Source organism: Citrobacter sp. Ce006, assembly GCF_030336535.1.
Lineage (GTDB): Bacteria > Pseudomonadota > Gammaproteobacteria > Enterobacterales > Enterobacteriaceae > Citrobacter > Citrobacter europaeus.
In genome coordinates this window covers 827,132-851,278 of record NZ_JAOWDO010000072.1, presented here as the reverse complement: position 1 = coordinate 851,278, position 24,147 = coordinate 827,132, and the positions used below count along the sequence as shown (strand labels likewise).

General features: G+C 51.7%; 22 protein-coding genes. 11 read left to right on the top strand and 11 right to left on the bottom strand.

Annotated features, from left to right (window positions below):
* Positions 1 to 171: 171 nt before the first annotated feature.
* Both rlmI and hspQ read left to right on the top strand, forming a co-directional pair.
* Positions 172 to 1,383 (top strand): 23S rRNA (cytosine(1962)-C(5))-methyltransferase RlmI, encoded by a 1,212-nt coding sequence (gene rlmI / locus OGV94_RS18295; RefSeq protein WP_199994021.1) that lies wholly within the window; start codon positions 172 to 174, stop codon positions 1,381 to 1,383.
* A 57-nt stretch (positions 1,384 to 1,440) separates the two neighbouring features.
* Positions 1,441 to 1,758, top strand: coding sequence for a heat shock protein HspQ (hspQ, locus tag OGV94_RS18290; RefSeq protein ID WP_043015794.1), 318 nt, complete (start codon positions 1,441 to 1,443; stop codon positions 1,756 to 1,758).
* A gap of 67 nt (positions 1,759 to 1,825) precedes the next feature.
* Here hspQ and OGV94_RS18285 read toward each other — a convergent pair whose 3' ends face one another.
* On the bottom strand, positions 1,826 to 2,239 hold the full coding sequence (locus OGV94_RS18285) for a CoA-binding protein (protein WP_006685217.1): 414 nt from the start codon (positions 2,237 to 2,239) through the stop codon (positions 1,826 to 1,828).
* Positions 2,240 to 2,410: 171 nt separating this feature from the next.
* Here OGV94_RS18285 and csgI point away from each other — a divergent pair, with 171 nt between their 5' ends.
* Both csgI and mgsA read left to right on the top strand, forming a co-directional pair.
* Positions 2,411 to 3,073 carry a curli synthesis inhibitor gene (gene csgI, locus OGV94_RS18280; protein ID WP_043015793.1) on the top strand — a complete coding sequence of 221 codons (663 nt, stop codon included), beginning with the start codon at positions 2,411 to 2,413 and terminating at the stop codon, positions 3,071 to 3,073.
* Between the two features lie 93 nt (positions 3,074 to 3,166).
* A complete protein-coding gene (gene mgsA, locus OGV94_RS18275) occupies positions 3,167 to 3,625 on the top strand; it encodes a methylglyoxal synthase (protein ID WP_016152487.1) in 459 nt (152 codons plus the stop codon).
* Between the two features lie 32 nt (positions 3,626 to 3,657).
* Here mgsA and helD read toward each other — a convergent pair whose 3' ends face one another.
* Positions 3,658 to 5,712 (bottom strand): DNA helicase IV, encoded by a 2,055-nt coding sequence (gene helD, locus OGV94_RS18270; RefSeq protein WP_043015792.1) that lies wholly within the window; start codon positions 5,710 to 5,712, stop codon positions 3,658 to 3,660.
* 125 nt (positions 5,713 to 5,837) lie between these two features.
* Here helD and OGV94_RS18265 point away from each other — a divergent pair, with 125 nt between their 5' ends.
* Both OGV94_RS18265 and yccS read left to right on the top strand, forming a co-directional pair.
* Positions 5,838 to 6,284, top strand: coding sequence for a YccF domain-containing protein (locus OGV94_RS18265; RefSeq protein WP_016152485.1), 447 nt, complete (start codon positions 5,838 to 5,840; stop codon positions 6,282 to 6,284).
* Positions 6,285 to 6,302: 18 nt separating this feature from the next.
* The gene (gene yccS / locus OGV94_RS18260; protein WP_043017873.1) at positions 6,303 to 8,456 is read left to right on the top strand and encodes a YccS family putative transporter; all 2,154 of its coding nucleotides are present in this window, start codon (positions 6,303 to 6,305) and stop codon (positions 8,454 to 8,456) included.
* Here the strand turns inward: yccS and OGV94_RS18255 are convergent.
* Positions 8,434 to 9,048: a TfoX/Sxy family DNA transformation protein gene (locus tag OGV94_RS18255; protein WP_043015791.1), complete on the bottom strand. Its 615-nt coding sequence runs from the start codon at positions 9,046 to 9,048 to the stop codon at positions 8,434 to 8,436. The two genes, yccS and OGV94_RS18255, sit on opposite strands and share 23 nt — an antisense overlap.
* 216 nt (positions 9,049 to 9,264) lie before the next feature.
* Between OGV94_RS18255 and sulA the strand changes: the two genes are divergently transcribed.
* Together sulA and ompA are read left to right on the top strand one after the other, a co-directional pair.
* The gene (gene sulA, locus OGV94_RS18250; protein WP_043015790.1) at positions 9,265 to 9,774 is read left to right on the top strand and encodes an SOS-induced cell division inhibitor SulA; all 510 of its coding nucleotides are present in this window, start codon (positions 9,265 to 9,267) and stop codon (positions 9,772 to 9,774) included.
* 357 nt (positions 9,775 to 10,131) lie between these two features.
* Positions 10,132 to 11,190, top strand: a complete 1,059-nt coding sequence (gene ompA, locus OGV94_RS18245) for a porin OmpA (protein WP_016156137.1) — start codon at positions 10,132 to 10,134, stop codon at positions 11,188 to 11,190.
* A gap of 95 nt (positions 11,191 to 11,285) precedes the next feature.
* On the opposite strand, the gene matP is transcribed toward ompA, so the two are convergent.
* Positions 11,286 to 11,738, bottom strand: a complete 453-nt coding sequence (gene matP / locus OGV94_RS18240; protein WP_043015789.1) for a macrodomain Ter protein MatP — start codon at positions 11,736 to 11,738, stop codon at positions 11,286 to 11,288.
* A 185-nt stretch (positions 11,739 to 11,923) separates the two neighbouring features.
* On the opposite strand from matP, the gene OGV94_RS18235 reads away from it, so the two are divergent.
* Together OGV94_RS18235 and fabA are read left to right on the top strand one after the other, a co-directional pair.
* Positions 11,924 to 13,684 (top strand): AAA family ATPase, encoded by a 1,761-nt coding sequence (locus tag OGV94_RS18235; protein ID WP_043015788.1) that lies wholly within the window; start codon positions 11,924 to 11,926, stop codon positions 13,682 to 13,684.
* Between the two features lie 68 nt (positions 13,685 to 13,752).
* Complete coding sequence (gene fabA, locus OGV94_RS18230) at positions 13,753 to 14,271, top strand: bifunctional 3-hydroxydecanoyl-ACP dehydratase/trans-2-decenoyl-ACP isomerase (protein WP_003035875.1); 519 nt, start codon at positions 13,753 to 13,755, stop codon at positions 14,269 to 14,271.
* 117 nt (positions 14,272 to 14,388) lie between these two features.
* Here the strand turns inward: fabA and rmf are convergent, their stop codons facing one another.
* From rmf to rlmKL, 6 genes are all read right to left on the bottom strand, one after another.
* The gene (rmf, locus tag OGV94_RS18225; protein ID WP_003035871.1) at positions 14,389 to 14,556 is read right to left on the bottom strand and encodes a ribosome modulation factor; all 168 of its coding nucleotides are present in this window, start codon (positions 14,554 to 14,556) and stop codon (positions 14,389 to 14,391) included.
* A gap of 257 nt (positions 14,557 to 14,813) precedes the next feature.
* Positions 14,814 to 15,377 (bottom strand): membrane integrity-associated transporter subunit PqiC, encoded by a 564-nt coding sequence (pqiC, locus tag OGV94_RS18220; protein WP_043015787.1) that lies wholly within the window; start codon positions 15,375 to 15,377, stop codon positions 14,814 to 14,816.
* Entirely contained in the window at positions 15,374 to 17,014 is a 1,641-nt protein-coding gene (pqiB, locus tag OGV94_RS18215; protein WP_043015786.1) for an intermembrane transport protein PqiB, read from the bottom strand. The genes pqiC and pqiB overlap by 4 nt, the downstream gene beginning before the upstream one ends.
* Before the next feature lie 4 nt (positions 17,015 to 17,018).
* The gene (gene pqiA / locus OGV94_RS18210) at positions 17,019 to 18,272 is read right to left on the bottom strand and encodes a membrane integrity-associated transporter subunit PqiA (RefSeq protein ID WP_043015785.1); all 1,254 of its coding nucleotides are present in this window, start codon (positions 18,270 to 18,272) and stop codon (positions 17,019 to 17,021) included.
* A 15-nt stretch (positions 18,273 to 18,287) separates the two neighbouring features.
* A complete protein-coding gene (locus tag OGV94_RS18205; protein ID WP_043015784.1) occupies positions 18,288 to 20,195 on the bottom strand; it encodes an ABC transporter ATP-binding protein in 1,908 nt (635 codons plus the stop codon).
* A 12-nt stretch (positions 20,196 to 20,207) separates the two neighbouring features.
* Complete coding sequence (gene rlmKL, locus OGV94_RS18200) at positions 20,208 to 22,316, bottom strand: bifunctional 23S rRNA (guanine(2069)-N(7))-methyltransferase RlmK/23S rRNA (guanine(2445)-N(2))-methyltransferase RlmL (protein ID WP_286523914.1); 2,109 nt, start codon at positions 22,314 to 22,316, stop codon at positions 20,208 to 20,210.
* A 98-nt stretch (positions 22,317 to 22,414) separates the two neighbouring features.
* On the opposite strand from rlmKL, the gene OGV94_RS18195 reads away from it, so the two are divergent.
* Entirely contained in the window at positions 22,415 to 23,521 is a 1,107-nt protein-coding gene (locus tag OGV94_RS18195) for a YcbX family protein (RefSeq protein ID WP_080625448.1), read from the top strand.
* Here OGV94_RS18195 and zapC read toward each other — a convergent pair.
* Positions 23,518 to 24,060, bottom strand: a complete 543-nt coding sequence (zapC, locus tag OGV94_RS18190) for a cell division protein ZapC (protein WP_016152473.1) — start codon at positions 24,058 to 24,060, stop codon at positions 23,518 to 23,520. The genes OGV94_RS18195 and zapC overlap by 4 nt on opposite strands.
* Positions 24,061 to 24,147 lie beyond the last annotated feature (87 nt).

Genomic DNA, 24,147 nt, shown 5'->3' with positions numbered 1-24,147 from the left:
GGCATAAAAGAAACTGTGCCTCTGTGATAGCGTTTTGTGCCGAAACGCTCAACGCCATACGCTGATGATTGACCTCACCATCTGTGCTACTCTACGCGCCATTTTATTTTAATGGTTTCAGGTTGGTACTTTACTCCAGCCCGCGTCACTGTTTGTGAGAGGTTGCTCCGCATGACTGAATCTACAATTCCACATTATCCTCGTTTAGTGTTAGCCAAGGGGCGCGAAAAATCATTACTTCGCCGCCATCCGTGGGTATTTTCCGGTGCTGTCGCCCGTATGGAAGGTAAAGCCAACCTTGGCGAAACCGTTGATATTGTTGACCACCAGGGTAAATGGCTGGCACGCGGTGCCTTCTCACCGGCGTCACAGATCCGTGCACGCGTCTGGACCTTCGACAAGTCTGAATCCATCAATATTGATTTCTTTACCCGTCGTCTGCAGCAGGCTCAGACATGGCGTGACTGGCTGGCGAAAAAAGACGGTCTGGACAGCTATCGTCTGATCGCCGGAGAATCCGATGGTCTGCCGGGTGTCACTATTGACCGCTTCGGCAACTTCCTGGTGTTGCAGTTGCTCAGCGCCGGTGCTGAATATCAACGCGCCGCACTAATTAGCGCCCTGCAAATTGTTTTCCCTGACTGTGCCATTTATGACCGTAGCGATGTGGCCGTGCGTAAAAAAGAAGGTATGGAGCTGACCCAAGGGCCAGTAACGGGCGAACTGCCTCCTGCCCTGCTGCCTATCGAAGAGCACGGAATGAAGCTGCTGGTTGATATTCAGCATGGTCACAAAACCGGCTATTACCTCGATCAACGCGACAGCCGCCTGGCCACGCGCCGTTATGTGGAGAACCAGCGTGTGCTGAACTGTTTCTCTTATACCGGCGGTTTTGCGGTCTCAGCATTAATGGGCGGATGCCGTCAGGTGGTCAGCGTGGACACCTCTCAGGAAGCGCTCGATATTGCCCGCCAGAACGTTGAACTGAATAAGCTGGATCTGAGTAAAGCCGAATTTGTGCGTGATGATGTGTTCAAACTGCTGCGCGCCTATCGCGATCGCGGTGAGAAATTTGATGTCATCGTGATGGATCCGCCGAAATTTGTCGAAAACAAAAGCCAGTTGATGGGCGCTTGCCGCGGTTATAAAGACATCAATATGCTGGCAATTCAGTTGCTCAACCCTGGCGGCGTACTGCTGACATTTTCCTGCTCTGGACTGATGACCACCGATTTATTTCAGAAAATCATCGCCGATGCCGCAATAGATGCTGGTCGTGATGTACAATTTATAGAGCAGTTCCGTCAGGCCGCCGATCATCCGGTGATCGCTACCTACCCGGAAGGGCTGTATCTGAAAGGGTTTGCCTGTCGCATCATGTAACTTGAAAAGTGGAATATTACCCTTACATAGAGGGTATCTATTTCCCGGGAGGTGACTATGATTGCCAGCAAATTCGGTATCGGCCAGCAGGTCCGCCATTCCCTGTTAGGTTACCTCGGAGTGGTCGTGGATATCGACCCGGAATATTCGCTTGATGAGCCGTCAGCCGATGAGTTGGCGGTTAACGACGAACTTCGCGCCGCTCCCTGGTATCACGTGGTGATGGAAGACGATAATGGTCTGCCAGTGCATACGTATCTGGCCGAAGCACAGTTGAGTAGCGAACTGCAGGAAGAACATCCGGAGCAACCGTCGATGGATGAACTGGCGCGAACAATCCGTAAACAGCTTCAGGCTCCGCGCCTGCGTAATTGATCCTAACACAGGCCCGATGGCGCTTTGCTTATCGGGCCTGTGCATTTCATACGGCTACAGCCCAATCCTACTTCGCCAGCCCCAGTCGCGGGATCTCGATCGCCGGGCAGCGGTCCATCACTACCGCCAGCCCCGCATCACGCGCCAGCACGGCCGCCTGCTCGTTAATGACGCCAAGCTGCATCCACAGCGTCTTAGCACCAATGGCGATAGCCTCCTGAGCAACGCCCCAGGCCGCTTCAGAATTACGGAAGACATCGACCATATCCACTTTCTCTGGCACATCCGCCAGCGTTGCATAGCCCTGCTGCCCCAGCAGCGTTTTCCCGGCAACCTTCGGTGAAACGGGAATAACGTGATAGCCCTGATCGAGTAAATATTTCATCACGCGATAGCTTGGGCGATCGGGTTTATCGCTTGCGCCAACCAGTGCAATCGTACGAGTAGATGTCAAAATGCCAGCAATATCGGTCTCTTTCATCATTTTCCTCCAGGCTGTTTAGCAAAGTGTACGACAAACCTGCCCCTGCAACCATTCATCCCATACTGGCGCATGAGAGCTAAACTCAAAAATATGTCTATATGTTAGTAAACATGATTATCGAAAAATTTAGATACATGTTTGCAGATATTTTCTGGACAGGAGAAACCTATGAAAGCCGGCATTGTGACAGCCTTAATTGCCCTGTGTTTGCCGGTAACCGTTTTTGCTACCTCTTTACGCCTGTCTAATGATATTGACCTTCTGGTGCTGGACGGAAAAAAAGTCTCCAGCTCATTACTGCGTGGTGCCGAAAGTATTGAGCTGGAAAATGGTCGGCACCAGCTTGTATTTCGTGTAGAAAAAACCATTCGTTTATCGAGTCACGAAGAACGTCTGTACATTTCGCCTCCGCTGGTCATCAGCTTTGATACCCAACTCGTCAGCCAGGTTAATTTCCACCTTCCGCGGCTGAACAATGAGCGGGACGCAACGCATTTCGATGACGCTCCACGCGTGGAACTGCTGGATGGGGATGCCATGCCTATCCCCGTCAAGCTGGATATTTTGTCTATCACCTCCACGGCAAAAATCGTGGATTATGAAATGGAGACTGAACGCTATAACAAAGCGGCTAAACATGCTTCATTACCGCAGTTTGCTACGATGATGGCCGATGACAGTTCGCTACTTTCCGGGGTATCTGAACTGGATCGCGTGCCGCCCCAGTCGCAAACGCTGACCGAGCAGCGTTTAAAATATTGGTTCCAGCAGGCCGACGCACAAACGCGAAGTAACTTTTTGCAATGGGCTCAGAAACAGCCGCCTTCATGACATTTATGTTCGCATACGCATTTTTTTGGTCTTTCTCTTGCAGCGTCAAGAGCTTCCAGTACTCTGTAACCAGGTTAACTTGGGAGCTGTACTATGGAATTAACGACTCGCACATTGCCAGCGCGTAAACACATTGCGTTGGTTGCACACGATCACTGTAAAAAGATGCTGATGAGCTGGGTAGAACGCCACCAGCCGTTGCTGGAAAAGCACGTTCTGTACGCCACAGGAACAACAGGAAACTTGATCCAACGCGCGACAGGAATGGACGTCAACGCCATGCTGAGCGGCCCGATGGGCGGTGACCAGCAGGTAGGTGCGCTGATTTCAGAAGGGAAAATTGATGTGCTGATCTTCTTCTGGGACCCGCTTAACGCCGTACCCCACGATCCTGATGTCAAAGCCCTGCTGCGTCTGGCGACGGTATGGAACATTCCCGTTGCCACCAACGTGTCGACTGCTGATTTTATTATCCAGTCGCCAAACTTCAACGATGCAACGGACATCCTGATCCCGGATTACGCCCGTTATCTGGCAGAACGCCTCAAATAAACGCTAAGCAGGCGGTAATTACCGCCTGCTTTTCAGGGTTTCCGGGTCACCGGAACGTCTAATTGCTTAAGCTCATCAACAAAGCATGATGGCGCGTCTTTGTTAAACAGTAGCCATACCCGATGACGCGCGCGCGTTAGCGCCACATACAGCAAGCGTCTCTCTTCGGCATCCGGGAAATCTTCCACCGCCGGGAGCAATGCCTCTTCCATAATCGACTCGCGGGCCGGGGCTGGAAAACCGTCATTCCCTTCATGAAGCCCCACAACAATAACATAATCCGCCTGCTGTCCTTTACTGGCATGGATAGTCATAAATTCCAGCTGTAGCTTGGGCCAACGAGTGGCTGCTTTCTCCAGACTGGCAGGTTTGAGATGATGGTATCGCGCCAGCACCAGAATTCTCTCGTCTGCCTTTACAAATCCCGACAGCTTATCCAGCAGCAGATCCAGTTGGTTTTCATCGAGCAACGTGACGGCTTTTTTATCGCCAGTCACCAGACTGTTGAGCGGTTTCGTAAGCTGATGGGGATTTTGCTGGATAAACTGGTTTGCAACTTCGCCAATACGGCTATTAAAACGGTAAGTGGTATCCAGATTACAACGATCACCCTCGCCGAAGTTTTGCTGGAATGCGGTGGTCAACGAAAGCTGAGCCCCGCTGAATCGATAAATTGCCTGCCAGTCATCCCCTACGGCGAACAGCGTAGTCTGTGAGTTTTGTTTGCGCAGTGCGGCTAACAAAGCGGCACGCTGAGGAGAAATATCCTGAAATTCATCAACCAGAATGTGCTTCCACGGACTGATAAATCGGCCTTTTTCCAGAATGACAATTGCCTGATGGATCAATCCGGAAAAATCGACGGCATTCTCATCTTTCAGTGCACCCTTCCAGGCCTTGAGCAGTGGTGACATCAGTTTTATGCGTTTACTGAACAGATCGCGGATCTCCTCCGAAGCATTGGCGATCATCTCCGCCTGCGCTCCGCCATGCATACGCATCAGGCTGACCCAGCGATCCAGCCGGGAAGCCAGCCGGCGTTGCAATTTTTCGTCATCCCAGAAGTTACCTTCAGGTACAGACCACTGCATCTCTTCTTCTAACCATTGCCGCCAGCCCTTGGCCTGCGCCTTTTTCTCACTACACTGTTGACGCCATGTCGTTATAAAAAGTTTGCTGCGAGCAGAGGCATCATTTTCCAGCTTGCTGACCGTCGGGACTTTTTTGCTCCCCTGCGAAATGATGTGTAGCGCCAGTGAATGAAACGTCCGTGCGGTTATCTCTTCCGTATGCAGACGTTCACGGATGCGATCGTCCATCTCCTGGGCCGCTTTACGTCCGAACGCTAACAGCAGGATTTGTTCAGCTGCCGCTTCCCCTCGCGCAAGTAACCAGCCCGCACGGGCGACCAGGACGGATGTTTTTCCGCTTCCGGCACCCGCAAGAACCAATAATGATTGTTCACCATTCACCACCGCCCGCGCCTGGGCCGGATTCAACGGCGAGGATTCAATTTGCTGGAAAAATTCGCCATGCTCTTCCAGCATGGCATCGGTGTACGCCTGGTTGTGCTGTAAGCGACAAGCTTCAATGTCCTTCAACCATGCCTGGCATTGGCGTAACGCTTCACGGCAATTTTCAAATTCTTCCAACCGATTGAGCGGGAGCGGCAGTGCGGCAAAAGCACGACGGATCTGCTGCTGTAGTCCTGACGTCTGCTCGCGCGTCAGCCATTTATTTTCACTGGTACGCGCCGCAATCGCCTCGAGTTGTTGGTGTAAAACTCCCGCAGCGACGTCGCTCATTTCCTGGCTCCACTGCTGCCAGAGCGAATTCAAATGGTGATGAAAGCGCTGGGTTTCCGCCCATTCCGTACCGTGAAGACGTACCACTTTATCGTCCGGGAGTACAAACTCCAGCTCGCCCCATACCAGACCGCGTTTACAATGGATAGCCAGTAACTGATTGAAGGGAATAAGATACTCGTGACGATCGCCGGAAACCTTAATCCCGGCATTAAGAATAACGGCCCGATCGTAAGGGTGTTGTGCCAGACGTTTTCCAAGAGAAGTTGCTTTCAGTTCCATAAGACTCAAGCGGATCCACACGAAGAGATTTGCTTATCAGTGTAACCGCCAGAGAAAACGTGCTCCAGCCCAAAAAAACGTTACAATTGCCGAATTCACAGAAAACCAGAGTTAACCGAGGGTTTATGCGTACTGTTCTGAATATTTTAAATTTTGTGCTCGGTGGATTCGCCACCACCTTAGCCTGGCTACTGGCTACGCTGGTCAGTATCGTGCTTATTTTTACTCTCCCCCTGACCCGCTCCTGCTGGGAAATAACCCGGCTCTCGCTGTTTCCTTATGGCAACGAAGCGATTCATGTCGATGAGCTTAATCCAGCGGGCAAAAACGTCCTGTTGAATACTGGCGGCACGGTGCTCAATATTTTCTGGCTGATTTTTTTCGGCTGGTGGTTGTGCCTGATGCACATAGTCTCCGGTATTGCCCAGTGCATTACGATTATTGGTATCCCGGTAGGCATTGCGAATTTCAAAATCGCGGCGATTGCACTGTGGCCAGTTGGTCGCCGGGTGGTATCCGTAGAAGTAGCTCGCGCAGCGCGTGAAGCTAATGCGCGTCGTCGCTTCGAATAATCAGGACCGATGGCCTTTATGTTAAGTCCTCTGCTCAAACGCTATACCTGGAACAGCACCTGGCTTTACTACGTGCGAATTTTTATCGCACTTTGCGGCACAACGGCGCTGCCCTGGTGGCTGGGCGACGTTAAGCTGACCATTCCGCTCACGCTGGGCATGGTCGCTGCCGCGCTTACCGACCTGGACGATCGTCTTGCAGGCCGCCTGCGCAATTTAATCATCACGCTGGTGTGCTTTTTCATTGCCTCGGCCTCGGTCGAACTGCTCTTCCCATGGCCATGGCTGTTTGCGATTGGGTTAACGCTTTCCACCAGCGGCTTTATACTGCTCGGGGGTTTAGGCCAGCGCTATGCAACCATCGCCTTTGGCGCGTTGCTGATTGCCATTTACACGATGCTGGGCACCTCGCTTTACGATCAGTGGTATCAGCAGCCGATCCTGCTGCTGGCTGGCGCCATTTGGTACAACCTGTTAACCCTGACCGGCCATCTTCTGTTTCCCATCCGCCCCTTGCAGGACAATCTGGCGCGTAGCTACGAACAGTTAGCGCACTACCTGGAACTGAAATCGCGTCTGTTTGATCCCGATATAGAAGATGAAAGCCAGGCGCCGTTGTATGATTTGGCCCTTGCGAATGGGCAACTGATGGCGACGTTAAACCAGACGAAGGTATCTTTGCTGACTCGCCTGCGTGGCGATCGCGGACAGCGCGGAACACGTCGCACGCTACATTACTATTTTGTGGCGCAGGATATTCACGAACGCGCAAGTTCCTCGCATATTCAGTATCAAACGCTGCGCGACCATTTCCGCCACAGCGACGTGATGTTTCGCTTCCAGCGCCTGATGTCGATGCAGGGACAGGCGTGTGCACAACTGTCTCGTTGTATTTTATTACGTACGCCTTATCAGCACGATCCACACTTTGAGCGCGTCTTCACCCATATAGATGCTGCGCTTGAGCGCATGCGCGCGAGTGGTGAGCCTGCCGACCTGCTCAACACGTTGGGATTTTTGCTGTCAAACCTACGGGCCATCGATGCCCAGTTGGCAACCATTGAGTCCGAACAGGCCCAGGTCCTTTCTCGTAATGAGTCTGAAAACCAGCTTGCCGATGACAGTCCGCATGGATTCAGCGATATCTGGTTACGGCTGAGCCGTAATTTCACGCCTGAGTCGGCCCTGTTTCGCCATGCTGTCCGCATGTCGCTGGTACTTTGCGTCGGCTATGCCATTATCCAGATAACCGGCATGAACCACGGGTACTGGATCCTGTTAACCAGCCTGTTTGTCTGCCAGCCAAACTACAACGCCACCCGGCATCGCCTGGCACTCAGGATTATCGGCACATTAGTCGGGATCGCCATTGGTTTACCGATCCTGTGGTTTGTACCTTCTCTCGAAGGGCAACTGATACTCCTGGTGATCACTGGCGTGTTGTTTTTTGCCTTTCGTAACGTTCAGTACGCGCATGCCACCATGTTTATTACGCTGCTGGTACTGCTGTGCTTTAACCTGCTCGGTGAAGGTTTCGAGGTTGCGCTTCCGCGCGTGATAGATACGCTGATCGGCTGTGCCATCGCGTGGGCTGCTGTTAGTTTTATCTGGCCAGACTGGCGTTTTCGTAATCTTCCGCGGGTGATTGAACGGGCTACCGACGCTAACTGTCGTTATCTTGATGCTATTCTCGAGCAATACCATCAGGGGCGTGACAATCGTCTGGCATACCGTATCGCCCGTCGTGACGCGCACAATCGTGATGCGGAACTTGCTTCGGTGGTGTCGAATATGTCGAGTGAACCGGATGTCACGGCCCAGACGCGCGAAACGGCGTTTCGCTTGCTGTGTCTTAACCATACGTTTACCAGCTACATTTCCGCTTTGGGCGCACACCGTGAGCAGTTAACTAATCCGGACGTTCTGGCGTTGCTGGATGATGCCGTCTGTTATGTAGATGATGCGCTTCACCATCAACCTGCCGACGAACAGCGCGTATACCAGGCGTTGGACGGTCTGAAGCAGCGAATTCAGCATCTCGAGCCACGTCCGGACAGTAAGGAGCCACTGGTCGTACAGCAAGTTGGGTTACTGATTGCCCTGCTCCCTGAAATTCGGCGTTTACAGCAACAAATTGCCGTGCTGCCATCTAATACCCCGGTTCCGGCGTAAGAGAACTCACCCACTCAACCAGCTCCTGGCGACGCGTCGCCGGGAGCGCGGCTTCATGCACTCCGCCGACCGCCCCTTCAAGGGCATAGAGAATTTTTACCGTCAACGCCGGGTTATTCTGCCGCAGTTTCAACCAGCACATCTGGGCTCCCAGCGATCGCAATGTCCCCTCGTCCTTAATACCTGCTTCGTTTAGCAAGGTCTCCAGATGAAACGTCATATTCGGTAATTCCCGCAGACGATGTTGTGCAAAGCGGCTCTGTTTTTCCTTAACGGCTGCATCCAGTGAATATCGTGATAGCGATACCAACTGCTGCTGGTTTTGCCACAGGGCATCGTTCACCTGGTAATAATTGAGCACAACCGGACGTCCGCGCTTAATAAATGTCAGCCAGACAGGAGAATTTTTCACACAGTACTGTGCGCTCTGCTCACAGGCGCGCAGATATAACTCACCGCTGGCGACCATGGCAAAGACCGTATCGCCAACCGTCAGACTGTAGCCACCAAACAGTGAGCGATAGTGAATTGTTCCCAGAGAAGCCAGATATTCTTGTGATTTATAGATCCTTGCATAAGAAAGCTCTTTCATAAAAATCCTTTTAAATCATAACGTAAGCAAATAATTTGCAGTAACTGATCCGTTAATGACGAAAATAGGCAACTTATGCGTATGGGGCAAGATGAATTTAATGTTTCCCGTGACGACGACTAAAAATTGCGAACCTGTTTCCGAAAATAAGGTTGATCTTTATTGATGGCAGGGTTACTGTATATCCATACAGTAACTCACAGGGCTGGATTGATTATGTACACTTCAGGCTATGCAAATCGTTCTTCGTCGTTCTCTTCCGCATCAAGCAGTATTGCGCGCGTTTCATCAGAGAATGCTACCGCTGGGCTTATCAGTGAAGTGGTCTATCGCGAAGACCAGCCCATGATGACGCAGCTTCTGCTGCTGCCCCTGCTGCAACAGTTAGGGCAGCAATCACGCTGGCAGCTGTGGCTGACCCCTCAGCAAAAATTAAGCCGTGAGTGGGTACAGTCGGCTGGGCTTCCATTGACCAAAGTCATGCAAATCAGCCAGCTCTCCCCCTGCAATACGCTGGAATCGATGGTTCGAGCGCTGCGCACAGGTAACTACAGCGTTGTCATCGGCTGGCTGACGGAAGAATTAACCGAAGATGAACATGCCGAGCTGGTAAAAGCGGCAGATGAAGGTAATGCGATGGGGTTTATCATGCGTCCTGTTCGCGCTCAGACACTTGCGGGGAGACAGCATTCCGGGCTAAAAATTCACTCGAATTTGTATCATTGAGTAAAATTAGGATTTATCCTGGAATTTTTTTTCATGTTTTAAATTGCCGTTGAGCTATAACGTGTTTTCCGGCTGAAGGCCTGTCTGAAGCGGTTTTCAGGAAATCCTCAGTACATTTATTCATCTATAAATGTTAAATATTGTGTATACAAGCCTTTTTTTTTCATATGCCTGACGGACTTCACACTTGTAAGTTTTCAACTACGTTGTAGACTTTACATCGCCAGGGGTGCTCGGCGTAAGCCGCAGATATCGGTAGAGTAACTATTGAACTGGTCCCCGGGTGAAGGATTTAACCGTGTTATCTCTCTTCGGAGATATTCATGGCGAATTTTGGATGATAACGAGGCGCAAAAAATGAAAAAGACAGCTATCGCAATTGCAGTGGCACTGGCTGGTTTCGCTACCGTGGCGCAGGCCGCTCCGAAAGATAACACCTGGTACACTGGTGCTAAACTGGGCTGGTCTCAGTACCATGATATTGGCAACAACCAGATCAACAACTCCGGTCCTACCCACGAAAGTCAACTTGGTGCTGGTGCGTTCGGTGGTTACCAGGTTAACCCGTATGTTGGTTTCGAAATGGGTTACGACTGGTTAGGTCGTATGCCGTACAAAGGCGCTACTGATGCTACCCACAATAACGGCGCTTTCAAAGCTCAGGGCGTTCAGCTGACCGCTAAACTGGGTTACCCAATCACTGACGATCTGGACGTTTATACCCGTCTGGGTGGTATGGTTTGGCGTGCAGACGCTAAAAACAACGAAGGCTTCAAAGACCACGACACTGGTGTATCCCCAGTATTCGCTGGTGGCGTAGAGTATGCAATTACTCCTGAAATCGCTACCCGTCTGGAATACCAGTGGACCAACAACATCGGTGACGCGAACACCGTTGGTGGTCGTCCGGATAACGGTCTGTTGAGCGTTGGTGTTTCTTACCGTTTCGGTCAGCAGGAAGAAGCAGCTCCAGTAGTTGTTGCTCCGGCTCCGGCTCCAGAAGTACAGACCAAGCACTTCACTCTGAAGTCTGACGTTCTGTTCAACTTCAACAAAGCTACTCTGAAACCAGAAGGCCAGCAGGCTCTGGATCAGATGTACAGCCAGCTGAGCAACCTGGATCCGAAAGACGGTTCCGTAGTTGTTCTGGGCTTCACTGACCGCATCGGTTCTGACGCTTACAACCAGGGTCTGTCCGAGAAACGTGCTCAGTCCGTTGTTGATTACCTGATCTCTAAAGGTATTCCTTCTGACAAAATCTCTGCACGTGGCATGGGCGAATCCAACCCGGTTACTGGCAACACCTGTGACAACGTGAAAGCTCGCGCTGCACTGATCGACTGCCTGGCTCCGGATCGTCGTGTTGAGATCGAAGTTAAAGGTATCAAAGACGTTGTAACTCAGCCTCAGGCTTAAGTTATCGTCTTATAAAAAACCCCGCTTTGCGGGGTTTTTTTTCACCTTTTATCAGTCAAAGCATCACTGTAAACAAACATATCGCCATTCTGTCGTTATTCTTTTCCCAGCAGCGCCTGTAAATCCTGCTTCAATGTCGACATTTTGTTCGCGTACTTCTCTTTATGCTCCGCATCTTCAATCAGTTGCACAATGGTTTCAGAAAGCGTTTTTCCACGCCGCTGCGCAAGTCCTGCTAAGCGCTGCCAGACCATAAATTCCAGATCGATTGATTTCTTTCGCGTATGCTGATGCTCAGCGTTAAAGTGCCGCTTACGCCGCGCTCGTATGGTTTGTTTCATACGATTTAGCAGCGCAGAGTTCATGTGTTCTTCAATCCAGGAGTTAACCCGAACCGGTTCATTTTCGAGGGTTAGCAACAAATCAACGGCTTCTTCGGCAGCGCTGGCCTCTACGTAACGGGTGATTAATTCCCCCTCACGATGCTTCTTCACCAGATACTTCCATTTCCAGCCGCTTTCAAGGTTTTCAAGTTGTTGATATTTCATTGCGATCTCAATGTTACCGTGTAACTCTTATCAGAATATCAGCTTTTTCGGCATCTGAAGAAAAGAATATCCAGCCTGTGAACTGTCGCGTGCCATCACATCCGTTTCACGGCGCTTTCCACGTGTGCAGTGATGATGGTTACGGTATAATCTCGTTTTTTACAACAGACTAAAAAACATCAACTTTGACCATTACGAAACTTGCATGGCGTGATCTGGTTCCTGATACCGATAGTTATCAGGAAGTATTTGCACAGCCGCACGTCACTGACGACACCGATACCTTACTTAGTGAGACTCAGCCACGTTTACAATTTGCGCTAGAGCAGCTTCTACAGCACTGGACGACGTCCTCGTTTATGCTGGTAAAAGCGCCGGAAGAGCTTGAGTATATCGACCTTATCGCAAAGGCTGCACGGCCTCTGCATTCAGATGCAGGAAGCCTCACCGGGGGGCATTATGATATCTCCGGTCACACTATCCGCTATCGTGCGGCTGAGAGAGCAGAAGACAATTTTGCCACGTTAACTCAGGTAGTCAGCGCTGACTGGGTTGAAGCCGAACAACTGTTTGGCTGTCTGCGCCAGTTCAACGGCGAAGTTACCCTGCAGCCAGGTCTTGTGCACCAGGCCAACGGTGGTGTGCTGGTTATTTCATTGCGCACCCTGCTGGCCCAACCATTGCTGTGGATGCGCCTGAAAGCCATTGTCAGCCACGAGCGTTTTGACTGGGTAGCTTTTGATGAGTCTCGCCCACTGCCCGTCTCCGTTCCATCTATGCCCCTTAAACTGAAAGTGGTATTAGTCGGTGAGCGTGAATCACTGGCAGATTTCCAGGACATGGAACCTGAGCTGGCTGAGCAGGCTATTTATAGCGAGTTTGAAGATAATCTGCAGATTGTGGATGCCGAAACCATGACGCAGTGGTGTCAGTGGGTAACGCATACCGCGACGCGCAATAATTTACCCTACCCGGCCCCTGATGCCTGGCAAGTACTAATCCGTGAAGCCGTTCGCTATACCGGTGAACAGGATACATTGCCGCTTAACCCGCTGTGGATAACCCGACAGTTCAAAGAAGTGGCACCGTTATGCGAGAGCGAAACCTGCAATGCTGAGCAGTTCAGCCTGATGCTGGCCCAGCGCGAATGGCGGGAAGGTTTCCTCGCCGAACGTATGCAGGATGAGATCTTGCAGGAACAGATCCTGATCGAGACGGAAGGTGAGCGTATCGGCCAAATCAACGCCCTGTCGGTGATTGAATTTCCTGGCCACCCACGCGCATTTGGAGAACCTTCACGCATCAGTTGTGTGGTTCACATTGGCGATGGCGAATTTACGGATATTGAGCGCAAAGCCGAGCTCGGCGGAAATATTCACGCGAAGGGGATGATGATTATGCAGGCGTTCCTGATGTCGGAACTCCAGCTTGAGCAGCAAATCCCCTTCTCCGCCTCGCTGACCTTTGAGCAATCCTACAGTGAAGTAGACGGCGACAGTGCGTCCATGGCCGAACTGTGCGCATTAATTAGCGCCCTCGCCGACGTTCCTGTTAATCAAAGCATCGCCATTACCGGTTCTGTCGATCAGTTTGGTCGGGCGCAACCTGTTGGCGGTCTGAACGAGAAAATTGAAGGTTTCTTCACCATCTGCCAACAGCGTGAGCTAACAGGCACGCAGGGCGTTATCATTCCTTCAGCGAACGTCAGACACCTTAGCCTGCAGCCCGCGCTGCTACAGGCCATAGAAGAAGAAAAATTCACTATCTGGGCGGTGGACGACGTAACCGATGCGCTGCCACTGTTATTAAATCTGGTGTGGGATGGCGAAGGCCAGACAACGCTGATGCAAACTATCCAGGAGCGTATTGCTACGGCAACGCAACAGGAAGGTCGTCACCGTTTTCCCTGGCCGCTACGCTGGCTGAACTGGATTATTCCGAACTGATCGGACTTGTTCAGCGTACACGTGTTAGCTATCCTGCGTGCTTCAATAAAATAAGGCTTACAGAGAACATGGTAGATAAACGCGAATCCTATACAAAAGAAGACCTTCTTGCCTCTGGTCGCGGTGAGCTGTTTGGCGCAAAAGGGCCACAACTGCCTGCACCAAGCATGCTGATGATGGACCGTGTCATCAAAATGACCGAAACCGGCGGCAACTTTGACAAAGGTTATGTTGAAGCTGAACTGGATATCAACCCGGACCTGTGGTTCTTCGGATGCCACTTTATCGGCGATCCTGTGATGCCAGGCTGCCTGGGTCTGGATGCCATGTGGCAGCTGGTTGGATTCTATCTCGGCTGGCTGGGCGGCGAAGGTAAAGGCCGCGCGCTGGGCGTAGGCGAAGTTAAATTCACCGGCCAGGTTCTGCCGACCGCGAAGAAAGTCACTTACCGCATTCACTTCAAACGCATCGTCAACCGTCGACTGATCATGGGCCTGGCTGATGGTGAAGTGCTGGTTGATGGTCGTCTGATCTACACCGCTAACGATCTGAAAGTGGGTCTGTTCCAGGACACTTCCGCGTTCTAATTTGCAGACTGGCTATAGGCCTGACAAGACGCCTGGCGTCGGCCTAAGATACTAATCAGGTCTGTAAAAGGCGAAACCTCCGCTCTGCGGAGGTTTCTTTTATCTAAAGAGACAGAATCAGGCCATTAAAACCCTATCCCCCATGGCTTCTCGCCAGCCTCCCAGCCAGTATGACCTCTGATTCAGCGTCTGATAGGGACACATTTCTTTTGAGCGTCCGGCAATGCCGGCCTGATATCCACGTTGATGTGCCCGTTCCAGGCGATCTCGTTTTTGTCTCTTCATGCCTCGTTTCCCTCATCTTTGGGTCTGGTGGAAAAGAAAACAGTGATTACTAAGTGTGCAATCACACTAAAACGAATACCCCTAAACATCAGGCTCGTCAATGCGCAAAATTCACGCCAGTGTCATATTTGTGAGCTACCCGCAAAATCATTTGTACAAAAATAATCAGTCAGAACAGCTATCTCCACGGCTAAAAAAATAAAAAAAACCGCCCCTGGCAAAGAACCAGGGGCGGCATAATTTACAATTATTTAAGCTTAAGGGATGCGTTTCAGCTCTTGAGCAATAGCCGTCGCTTCCTGACTCCAGGCGTTGGCAAGAACCTTCACCATCTCATCGTAGCCGTCTTTGGTCTGCACAGCTTCGATGTGGAATGGACGTTTGATTAACTGTCCCTGGTGATTCAGTAGCCATTCACCGCTGACGATAACCTTACCATCGTACCGACCGTGGAACCCGGTTACGGTAACGTTCAGCGTGTCCTGAGTGCTTCCCAGCGGCTGCGAAGCGACCACCCAACCAGGCAACTGCATACTGAGGTTCGCCACCAGCGTATTACGCAGTTGCTGATCTAATGGACTGGCCCAGAGATTATTATTCGCTATCACATATTGCACATCGCTGGTCTGGTAAACCACCCCATTGCCCGCCAGATAGTCCGGGACAGCAATCTGCTCAACCCACAGCAGACGATTACCCTGGTTGGCAGAGCTTTGTACGCCCCCTTGCGTGATAGGAAGCTGGTAATAGCTTTTATTTTCTCCGCTGGAGCTGCATGACGTCAGCCAGACCGCCATCATCACCACTAGCCACTTTTTCATTGTTTCGCCCTCTTCGGCTCTGGATCTTTTTTGTCCTTCGCTTCAAATACCAGCGCGTTGCTCTTATCGTTCAGCGTTTTCAGTACCGGCTGCAGTTCACGCAGCACCTGATCCAGACGCTGCATATCCGCTACCATCTTGTTGTAGGCGGCGGACCCCGGCTGGAAGCCCTGCATGCTACGATTCAGTTCACGCAGCGTGTTCTGCATATCCGCTGGCAGATCCTGCATCGACTGGCTGGACGTGATCTTATTCATGTTGTCCAGTGTGGTCTGCAGATGCTTCATCGTGCGCTGACTTTCGGACAACGTATTGGTCGCCTGCTCAATCATCGGATTCAACGGCAGATTGTTAATCTTATCCAGCGCTTCCATCAGACGTTGCTGGATCTGCGCCAGACCGCCGCTCACGGTCGGAATGATTTGATAGCCATTAAATTCGCGCACGCCGGTAATTGGCGGTTCTTTCGGGTAGAAGTCGAGATCAACATACAGCGCGCCGGTCACCAGGTTCCCGGTTTTCAGCGATGCCCGTAATCCGCGTTTAAGCAGTTGCTCCAGATGAGCGCCAACATCAGTGTCCTCTCCCAGTTGCGCCTTCAGACGTTCTGGTTCAATACGAACCAGCACCGGAATACGGTAATCATTGTTGAATACCTGGCGCATATTCGGTGAGAAGAAAGGTACTTTACTTACCGTACCCAAACGGATGCCTCTGAATTCCAGCGGCGCGCCAGGCTGCAGGCCACGAATCGAATCTTTAAAGAACATCAGGTAATCAATATGATCGGTATACAGGGAGTCCTGAATACTTTTTTGATCGTCATAAAGATTAAACGCGGACTGTTGCGCGACCGGTTCGCCCTGCTCTAAGCCTTCCGGCACATCAAAACTTACGCCACCGCCAAACAGCGTGGAGAGCGATCCCATTTCCACACGCATACCTGCCGAAGTAAGATCCACGGCGATCCCGCTGTCTTTCCAGAAACGTACATTGCTGGTCACCAGACGGTCGTTAGGCGCATTGATGAAAAGCTGGTAGCTGATCGTACGCTTTTGCGCATCAAATGTGCTGGTTTCAACCGAACCCACACGATAGCCACGGAACAGGACGGGATCACCAGGGCTCAACTGACCGGCTTTTTTGCTGTCCAGAATCACACGGATCCCTTTCGCATCTGGCGGCGCAAGCGGCGGTGAATCCAGCAGTTGGTAATTTTCCAGCTTGCTTCCTTTATTGCCAGGCTGCAGTTCAATATAAGCCCCGGACAATAGCGTGCCGAGCCCACTGATACCTTCACGTCCAACCTGCGGCTTCACCACCCAAAAGACCGAATCTTTATGCAGCAGTTTTTCCATACCGGAGTTAAGACGCGCTTTAATCTCCACATGGGTCAAATCATCCGTCAGGGTTGCGCTCTCGACGATACCGACATCAACGCTGCGGCTCTTAATCGTCGTTTTACCCCCTTCAATACCTTCGGCATTGGTGGTAATCAGCGTCACTTGTGGCCCCTGATGGCTGTAGTGATAAAACAGAACCCAGGCGCCAATAAGTGCAGTGACGATAGGAAATATCCACACGGGCGACCAGTTTTTTACCTTTTGCACTTTGGCTTCCCCACTTTTAGATTCCATGCTGTCAGGACTCCTCATGGCCTGGTTCTGGTTCACGATCCCACGACAGACGCGGATCAAATGTCATCGCAGAAAACATTGTCATAATGACGACTAAAGCAAACATCAAAGCACCCATCGCAGGATAAATATTCATTAACCCTCCCATGCGCACCAGCGCAGAGAGTACCGCAATCACAAAAACGTCAATCATTGACCAGCGACCGACAAATTCCACAACTTCATAAATCAGGTGCATACGTTCACTGTCGCGTTTGCCATGCCCTTTGGCGTCCCAGCATAGCCAGGCAATGGCGATCATTTTCAACGTCGGCACCATAATACTGGCGATAAAAATAACCGCAGCCACCGGATAAGAGCCTTCGCTCCAGATTAAAACCACGCCCTCGAGTATTGTTGACGGTAGCTTTGACCCGAGCAGATCGGTAATCATGATTGGCAGAATATTGGCCGGAAGATAAAGCATTATCGACGTAAACAGTAATGCCAACGTCCATTGCAGACTGTTTTTACGCCGCACATAACCTTTCGTCTGACAGCGCGGGCATACCCGTTCGTCAGCGGGAAGAATAGCAGTGCAGCAGGAGCAGGAACGCAGCCCCTGTCGAATACCGGGTACGCCAGGTTTCAAGACCTGCTTAATCACCGGCATTGGCGCAATATCATCCCACAGCCAGCGGCGGTCAACGCACTGGAATGCGCGCAGTTGCAGAACGCAAAAGAAGCACCACGGAATAAAGCTGCTGCCCACGCCGATATCGCCGTAGGCCATCAGCTTAACGAAGCTGACCAGCACGCCAGCGAGGAAGATTTCCGCCATCCCCCAGCTTTTTAACTGGAACAGAACGCGCGCAAGACCCGCTTTAAGTCTGCCGGGCATCTGCACCCGATTCACCAGCAGCAGAATAGTCAGCAGACAAAACGCGGGAACCAATTGCACAAATAATAAAAAGAAGGTGCCCAGACTGGCGTAGTCTTCCGAAAAGAGAACGCTTGGGATCTCCAGCAACGTGACTTCGCTGCTCACCCCTGCGACATTCATATTCACAAAGGGAAAGAGGTTTGATAAAAGCAGCATGAACAATGCTGCTAACACATAGGCGGTAGGACGCTGCCGTGGCGCGTCCCACTCAACCGTTAATGTAGTGCCACATCGTGGACATGCCGCTTTCTGACCATGCTCAAGGCGAGGTAACGCCACCAGCATGTCACACTGCGAGCACAGAATATGCTTCGCGGCATGGTGATGTTCGCACATATGTGCTCCTTTAAATTATGCGCCACTCTTCAAAGACTCAAGATACTCCCAGCGCTCAAAGGCTTGCTCAAGTTCTTGTTCTGCTTCGTTCAGGTTAGCTAATACCTGTTGCGTTTGCTCGTGCGGCTGACTGAAAAAAGCGGCGTCAGCGACCTGAGCTTGTAATGCTTCCAGTTTAGCTTCCAGTTCTTCAAGCAGCGCGGGGAGCTGCTCCAGTTCGCGCTGCAGTTTATAGCTTAGTTTGCTCGTGCCACGTTTGACAATTTCTGCTTTAGGAGCAACAGCTTCCTCTGTTTTTTTAGCGATCGGTTGTTTAAACGCCACATACTGAGATTGCTGGCTACGCGCGTCATGGTAACCGCCGACATAACGACCAATTTTGCCGCCGCCTTCGAAGATCCAGCATTCAGTAACGGTATTATCCACAAACTGACGGTCGTGGCTCACCAACAGCACGGTGCCCTGGTAGCTATCAATCAGCTCTTCAAGCAGTTCCAGCGTTTCGACGTCCAGATCGTTGGTTGGTTCATCGAGAATCAAAAGATTACTGGGTTTCAGAAAAAGACGCGCCAGCAGCAGGCGATTTCGTTCCCCACCAGAGAGCGCACGCACTGGTGTCATCGCGCGTTTCGGATGGAACAGGAAGTCCTGCAGGTAACCCAGCACGTGGCGAGGTTTGCCGTTAACCATCACCTCTTGCTTACCTTCAGCCAGGTTGTCCATCACGGTTTTGTCCGGATCCAACTCGGCGCGGTGCTGATCGAAATAAGCGACTTCCAGCTTGGTTCCGACATGAATGCGTCCGCTGTCAGCCTGAAGCTGACCTAGCATCAGCTTCAGCAGCGTCGTTTTGCCGCAGCCGTTAGGTCCGATTAGCGCAATCTTGTCGCTACGCTGCACCTGCGCGGAGAAATCTTTCACCAGTTGCTTTCCGTCAACCTGGTAATCAACATTTTCCATTTCGAAGACAATCTTGCCAGAACGGCTCGCCTCTTCGACCTGCATCTTCGCCGTGCCCATCACTTCGCGACGTTCGCCACGCTCGCGACGCATGGCTTTCAGCGCACGCACTCGGCCTTCGTTACGGGTACGACGCGCCTTGATGCCCTGACGGATCCAGACTTCCTCCTGCGCCAGCTTGCGATCAAATTCCGCGTTTTGGAGATCTTCTACCCGCAGAGCTTCCTCTTTATCCAGCAGATATTGATCGTAATTCCCCGGATAGGTCACCAGCTTGCCACGGTCGAGATCGACAATGCGTGTCGCCATATTGCGAATAAATGAACGGTCATGGGAAATAAAAATAATCGTCCCATTGAACGTTTTCAGGAACCCTTCCAGCCAGTCGATGGTTTCAATATCCAGGTGGTTCGTGGGTTCATCCAGCAGCAATACGCGCGGGTTGCTCACTAACGCGCGGCCCAGCGCCGCCTTACGCAGCCAGCCGCCCGAAAGCGAAGAAAGCGCGGCGTTAGGATCCAGGCCCAGTTGCGCCAGCACTTCATTAATGCGACTTTCGAGCTGCCACAGATTGTGGTGATCGAGCATTTCCTGAACCCGCGCCATCTCATTCAGGTTTCTGTCACTCGGGTCGGTCATCACCAGACGCGAAATATCGTGATAACGCTTCAGATACTCGGCCTGTTCCTCAATACCTTCGGCAACGAAGTCATAGACGCTGCCCTCGACATTACGCGGCGGATCCTGTTGCAGACGCGCTACAACCAGGTCCTGCTCATAAATAATACGTCCGTCGTCAAGACCCTGTTCACGGTTCAGGATCTTCATCAACGTCGACTTGCCTGCGCCATTACGGCCTACCAGACAGACGCGTTCGTTATCTTCGATATGCAGTTCTGCATTATCAAGAAGCGGGGCATCGCTGAACGACAGCCATGCACCATGCATACTGATCAATGACATCTATTTATCCTTTCAGGCTGCGGTAATCAGCCAGCAATTGTGGATCTGTCGGTTACGGGCAAAGTCCTGGGAAAGCGTTTTTTGGGTAATTTCTTGTGCTTTCAATCCCAGTTCAGCCAGACCGTCGAGATCCATACGGAACCCACGTTTGTTGTTAGAGAACATTATCGTGCCGTCTTTACGCAGCAGACGTTTCAGATCTTTCATCAGCGCCAGATGGTCGCGCTGCACATCAAACGAGTCTTCCATACGTTTTGAGTTAGAGAACGTCGGCGGGTCAATGAAAATCAGATCAAACTGTTCATTGGCATCGCGCAGCCAGCCCAGGCAATCGGCCTGAATTAAACGGTGAGCGCGACCGCTCAGGCCATTCAGACGCAGGTTGCGTTCCGCCCATTCCAGGTAGGTACGCGACATATCAACCGTCGTGGTGCTACGCGCACCACCCAGTCCGGCATGTACGCTGGCGCTGCCGGTGTAGGAGAACAGGTTAAGGAAATCCTTACCTTTACTCATCTGTCCCAGCATGCGGCGCGCAATACGGTGATCGAGAAATAAGCCCGTATCAAGATAGTCTGTCAGGTTAACCCACAGGCGCGCGTTGTACTCGCTTACCTCAATGAATTCACCCTTCTCATTCATCTTCTGATACTGATTTTTCCCTTTCTGACGTTCACGGGTTTTTAGCACCAGTTTATTTGGCGCGATTTCCAGTACCGACAGCGTTGCGGCAATGATGTCGAACAGGCGTTGACGCGCTTTTTGCGCATCAACCGTCTTCGGTGGGGCATATTCCTGAACCACGACCCACTCACCGTAACGGTCCACTGCAACGTTGTATTCCGGCAGGTCAGCGTCATACAGGCGATAGCATTCAATCCCTTCCTGACGCGCCCATTTTTCCAGCTTCTTAATATTCTTGCGCAGGCGGTTGGCATAATCTTCCGCTACCGTGGCAGGCTTGCTGTCCGCGGTGGTCTCTGCAACGTGATAGTTCTTCTGGACACAATCCAGCGGGCCGTTTTTCGCTTTGAACTGCTTGTCGGCACGTAATTGCAAACTGCTGAGCAGATCCGGAGAAGCGCTGAACAGCGACAAATTCCAGCCGCCAAACTGTTTTTTCATCGTACGGCCCAGCAGGCTGTGCAGGGCAATCAGCGCCGGTTCGCTATCCAGACGTTCGCCGTATGGCGGGTTACTGATAACCGTCCCGTACGGTCCTTTTGGCAGCGGATTACTCAATTTGGCGACATCTTTCACATCAAACGTCATCAGATCGGCAATCCCGGCGCGGCGAGCGTTACTACGCGCTTTTTCAATCACGCGCGCATCGCTGTCAGAGCCGTAGAAATGCGAGGTATAGTCAGCCAGTCCCTTACGCGCACGCACCTGCGCTTCGGCTTTAACTTCTTGCCAGACAGCTTCGTCGTGCTGCGCCCAACCGCTGAAGCCCCAGTACCCACGGTGCAGGCCCGGTGCGCGATCGGTTGCCCACATCGCCGCTTCAATCAGCAGCGTGCCGGAGCCGCACATCGGGTCGAGTAACGGTGTGCCCGGCTGCCAGCCAGAACGCATAACAATAGCGGCGGCCAGCGTCTCTTTAATCGGCGCCTGACCCGCGCGATCGCGATAACCGCGCTGATGCAAACCATCACCGCTCAAATCGAGCGCAATGTTGGCGGTATCTTTGTTCAACCAGACGTTGATGCGCAGATCCGGAGATTCACGATCCACATTCGGACGCGGCAGATTTTTACGGGTAAAGGCATCGACAATCGCATCCTTGACCTTCAGCGCGCCGTACTGGCTGTTACGAATGGTTTCGTTCAGGCCGCTAAAATGAACGGCAAAGGTAGCACCGGGATTAAATATCTCTGTCCAGTCGATTGCCTGAACGCCGAGGTACAGATCAAGATCGCTGTAGACCTTGCACTCTCCCATCGGCAGGATAATGCGCGAGGCCAGGCGGCTCCACATCAGGCTCTGGTAAACAAGCCGCGTGTCGCCCTTAAAATGGACCCCACCCTGAACGACCTGACACTCCAGCGCGCCGAGGTTTTCAAGTTCAGTTTTTAACAGCTCTTCCAGCCCACGGGCCGTACTGGCAAACAGAGAATTCATAATGTCACTTTTACTCCTGGAAAATTGCTGCGCATTATAGCTAATATGGGCTGTATGTCATAAAGTTGAAGGCTTATTTTCGTTCAAGGGGCTGTGCAGTGGTAACGTTGACCCGACTTTTTATTCATCCGGTTAAATCAATGCGTGGAATTGGACTCACGCACGCCCTGGCAGACGTTAGCGGTCTTGCCTTTGATCGTATATTTATGATTACCGAGACTGACGGGACGTTCATTACCGCCCGACAGTTCCCACAAATGGTCCGCTTTACGCCTTCCCCTTTCCACGATGGACTGCATCTTACGGCTCCAGACGGCAGCAGCGCGCTCGTGCGATTTGCCGACTTCGCGACCCAGGATGCGCCGACAGAAGTGTGGGGAAACCATTTTACCGCGCGTATTGCGCCTGCGGCTATCAACCAGTGGCTTAGCGGCTTTTTCTCCCGTGACGTACAACTACGCTGGGTCGGTCAGCAACTGACGCGTCGGGTGAAGCGTCACGCGGATATTCCTTTGTCCTTCGCCGATGGCTATCCCTACCTGCTGGCCAACGAAGCATCTCTGCGCGATCTGCAACAGCGATGTCCGGCAAGTGTCAAAATGGAACAGTTTCGCCCCAATCTGGTAGTTTCGGGGGCTGACGCCTGGGAAGAAGATACCTGGAAAGTGATTCGCATTGGCGACGTCATTTTTGATGTGGCAAAACCCTGTAGCCGCTGCATTTTCACGACAGTTAGCCCAGAAAAAGGCCTGAAACATCCGTCCGGTGAGCCGCTCGCCACGCTGCAAACCTTCCGAACTGCGGTGGATAACGGCGACGTTGATTTCGGCCAAAATCTTATCGCGCGCAACAGTGGTGTTATTCGCGTCGGCGATGAAGTAGAAATTTTGGCTACTGGTCCTGCGAGAGCGTATGGCGCGGCTGAATCAGACGATACTGTACAGCAACAACAGCCTGACGCCACCGTGCTTATTGACTGGCAGGGACAGACTTTTCGCGGAAATAATCAGCAGGTATTGCTTGAACAGCTTGAAAACCAAGGTATCCGGGTTCCCTATTCATGCCGGGCTGGAATTTGCGGATGCTGTCGAATTCGACTGCTGGAAGGCGAAGTTAGTCCACTGAAAAAATCAGCGATTGGTGATGACGGGACGATTCTGTGCTGCAGTTGCGTTCCCAAAACGACAATCAGGCTGGAGAGTTAAACCGCCTGTTCAAGGCTGAAACTGTCGGCAATAACCTGCGGTTTCAGTCTGTCATTCATTATTTTAATCGCGTCGCCAAGTTGCATTGTGCGCCCGGCAATAACCACACCAGGTTGTGCAAGCAGACAAAGCGCGGCGTTTTCCCCCGGCTCAACCACTAACAGGTTAACCTGTTCATCGGTATCGCTTAAATCAACACAGGCAGCGTCACCCACGACCGGCGACCAGTTAATACCGTGTGCGACAAAGTGCCAGCTTTTTGGCATTTGCGGTTTAAGGTAACGAATCGCCACCAGCGCATTAAGCACCAGTTCCGCTTTTTGCTCTTTGGCTAAATCAAGGTAGCGACATTTTTCTTCAAAGGAAAAATAAAGCGCGGCGTCATCGACACAAAAACCCGACGGAGAAAATGCATCAGGAGTGAGCATTTTACGAGCAAAACGCGAACGGAATAACATGCCATTGGCTAAATCGAGCATCATACGATCGTGCTCTTCATCATAATACCAGCGCCAGTTATCGTCGGGTTTAATTCGCATCAGTTTCTCTCCTTTCCTTAATCATCGCCGTTACGACAGTATCCTTTTGCCGCTTCGTTTATTGCCCTAATAATAAAAGCTCAGAAT

Bases quoted from the DNA above. Each gene is read 5' to 3' on its own strand.
- OGV94_RS18205 (WP_043015784.1), bottom strand. From the start codon at position 20,195: ATGTCATTGATCAGTATGCATGGTGCATGGCTGTCGTTCAGCGATGCC.
- helD (WP_043015792.1), bottom strand. From the start codon at position 5,712: ATGGAACTGAAAGCAACTTCTCTTGGAAAACGTCTGGCACAACACCCT.
- rmf (WP_003035871.1), bottom strand. From the start codon at position 14,556: ATGAAGAGACAAAAACGAGATCGCCTGGAACGGGCACATCAACGTGGA.
- pqiC (WP_043015787.1), bottom strand. From the start codon at position 15,377: ATGAAAAAGTGGCTAGTGGTGATGATGGCGGTCTGGCTGACGTCATGC.
- pqiB (WP_043015786.1), bottom strand. From the start codon at position 17,014: ATGGAATCTAAAAGTGGGGAAGCCAAAGTGCAAAAGGTAAAAAACTGG.
- hspQ (WP_043015794.1), top strand. From the start codon at position 1,441: ATGATTGCCAGCAAATTCGGTATCGGCCAGCAGGTCCGCCATTCCCTG.
- pqiA (WP_043015785.1), bottom strand. From the start codon at position 18,272: ATGTGCGAACATCACCATGCCGCGAAGCATATTCTGTGCTCGCAGTGT.
- fabA (WP_003035875.1), top strand. From the start codon at position 13,753: ATGGTAGATAAACGCGAATCCTATACAAAAGAAGACCTTCTTGCCTCT.
- rlmKL (WP_286523914.1), bottom strand. From the start codon at position 22,316: ATGAATTCTCTGTTTGCCAGTACGGCCCGTGGGCTGGAAGAGCTGTTA.
- OGV94_RS18255 (WP_043015791.1), bottom strand. From the start codon at position 9,048: ATGAAAGAGCTTTCTTATGCAAGGATCTATAAATCACAAGAATATCTG.
- ompA (WP_016156137.1), top strand. From the start codon at position 10,132: ATGAAAAAGACAGCTATCGCAATTGCAGTGGCACTGGCTGGTTTCGCT.
- csgI (WP_043015793.1), top strand. From the start codon at position 2,411: ATGAAAGCCGGCATTGTGACAGCCTTAATTGCCCTGTGTTTGCCGGTA.
- OGV94_RS18285 (WP_006685217.1), bottom strand. From the start codon at position 2,239: ATGAAAGAGACCGATATTGCTGGCATTTTGACATCTACTCGTACGATT.
- rlmI (WP_199994021.1), top strand. From the start codon at position 172: ATGACTGAATCTACAATTCCACATTATCCTCGTTTAGTGTTAGCCAAG.
- mgsA (WP_016152487.1), top strand. From the start codon at position 3,167: ATGGAATTAACGACTCGCACATTGCCAGCGCGTAAACACATTGCGTTG.
- yccS (WP_043017873.1), top strand. From the start codon at position 6,303: ATGTTAAGTCCTCTGCTCAAACGCTATACCTGGAACAGCACCTGGCTT.
- sulA (WP_043015790.1), top strand. From the start codon at position 9,265: ATGTACACTTCAGGCTATGCAAATCGTTCTTCGTCGTTCTCTTCCGCA.
- OGV94_RS18265 (WP_016152485.1), top strand. From the start codon at position 5,838: ATGCGTACTGTTCTGAATATTTTAAATTTTGTGCTCGGTGGATTCGCC.
- matP (WP_043015789.1), bottom strand. From the start codon at position 11,738: ATGAAATATCAACAACTTGAAAACCTTGAAAGCGGCTGGAAATGGAAG.
- zapC (WP_016152473.1), bottom strand. From the start codon at position 24,060: ATGCGAATTAAACCCGACGATAACTGGCGCTGGTATTATGATGAAGAG.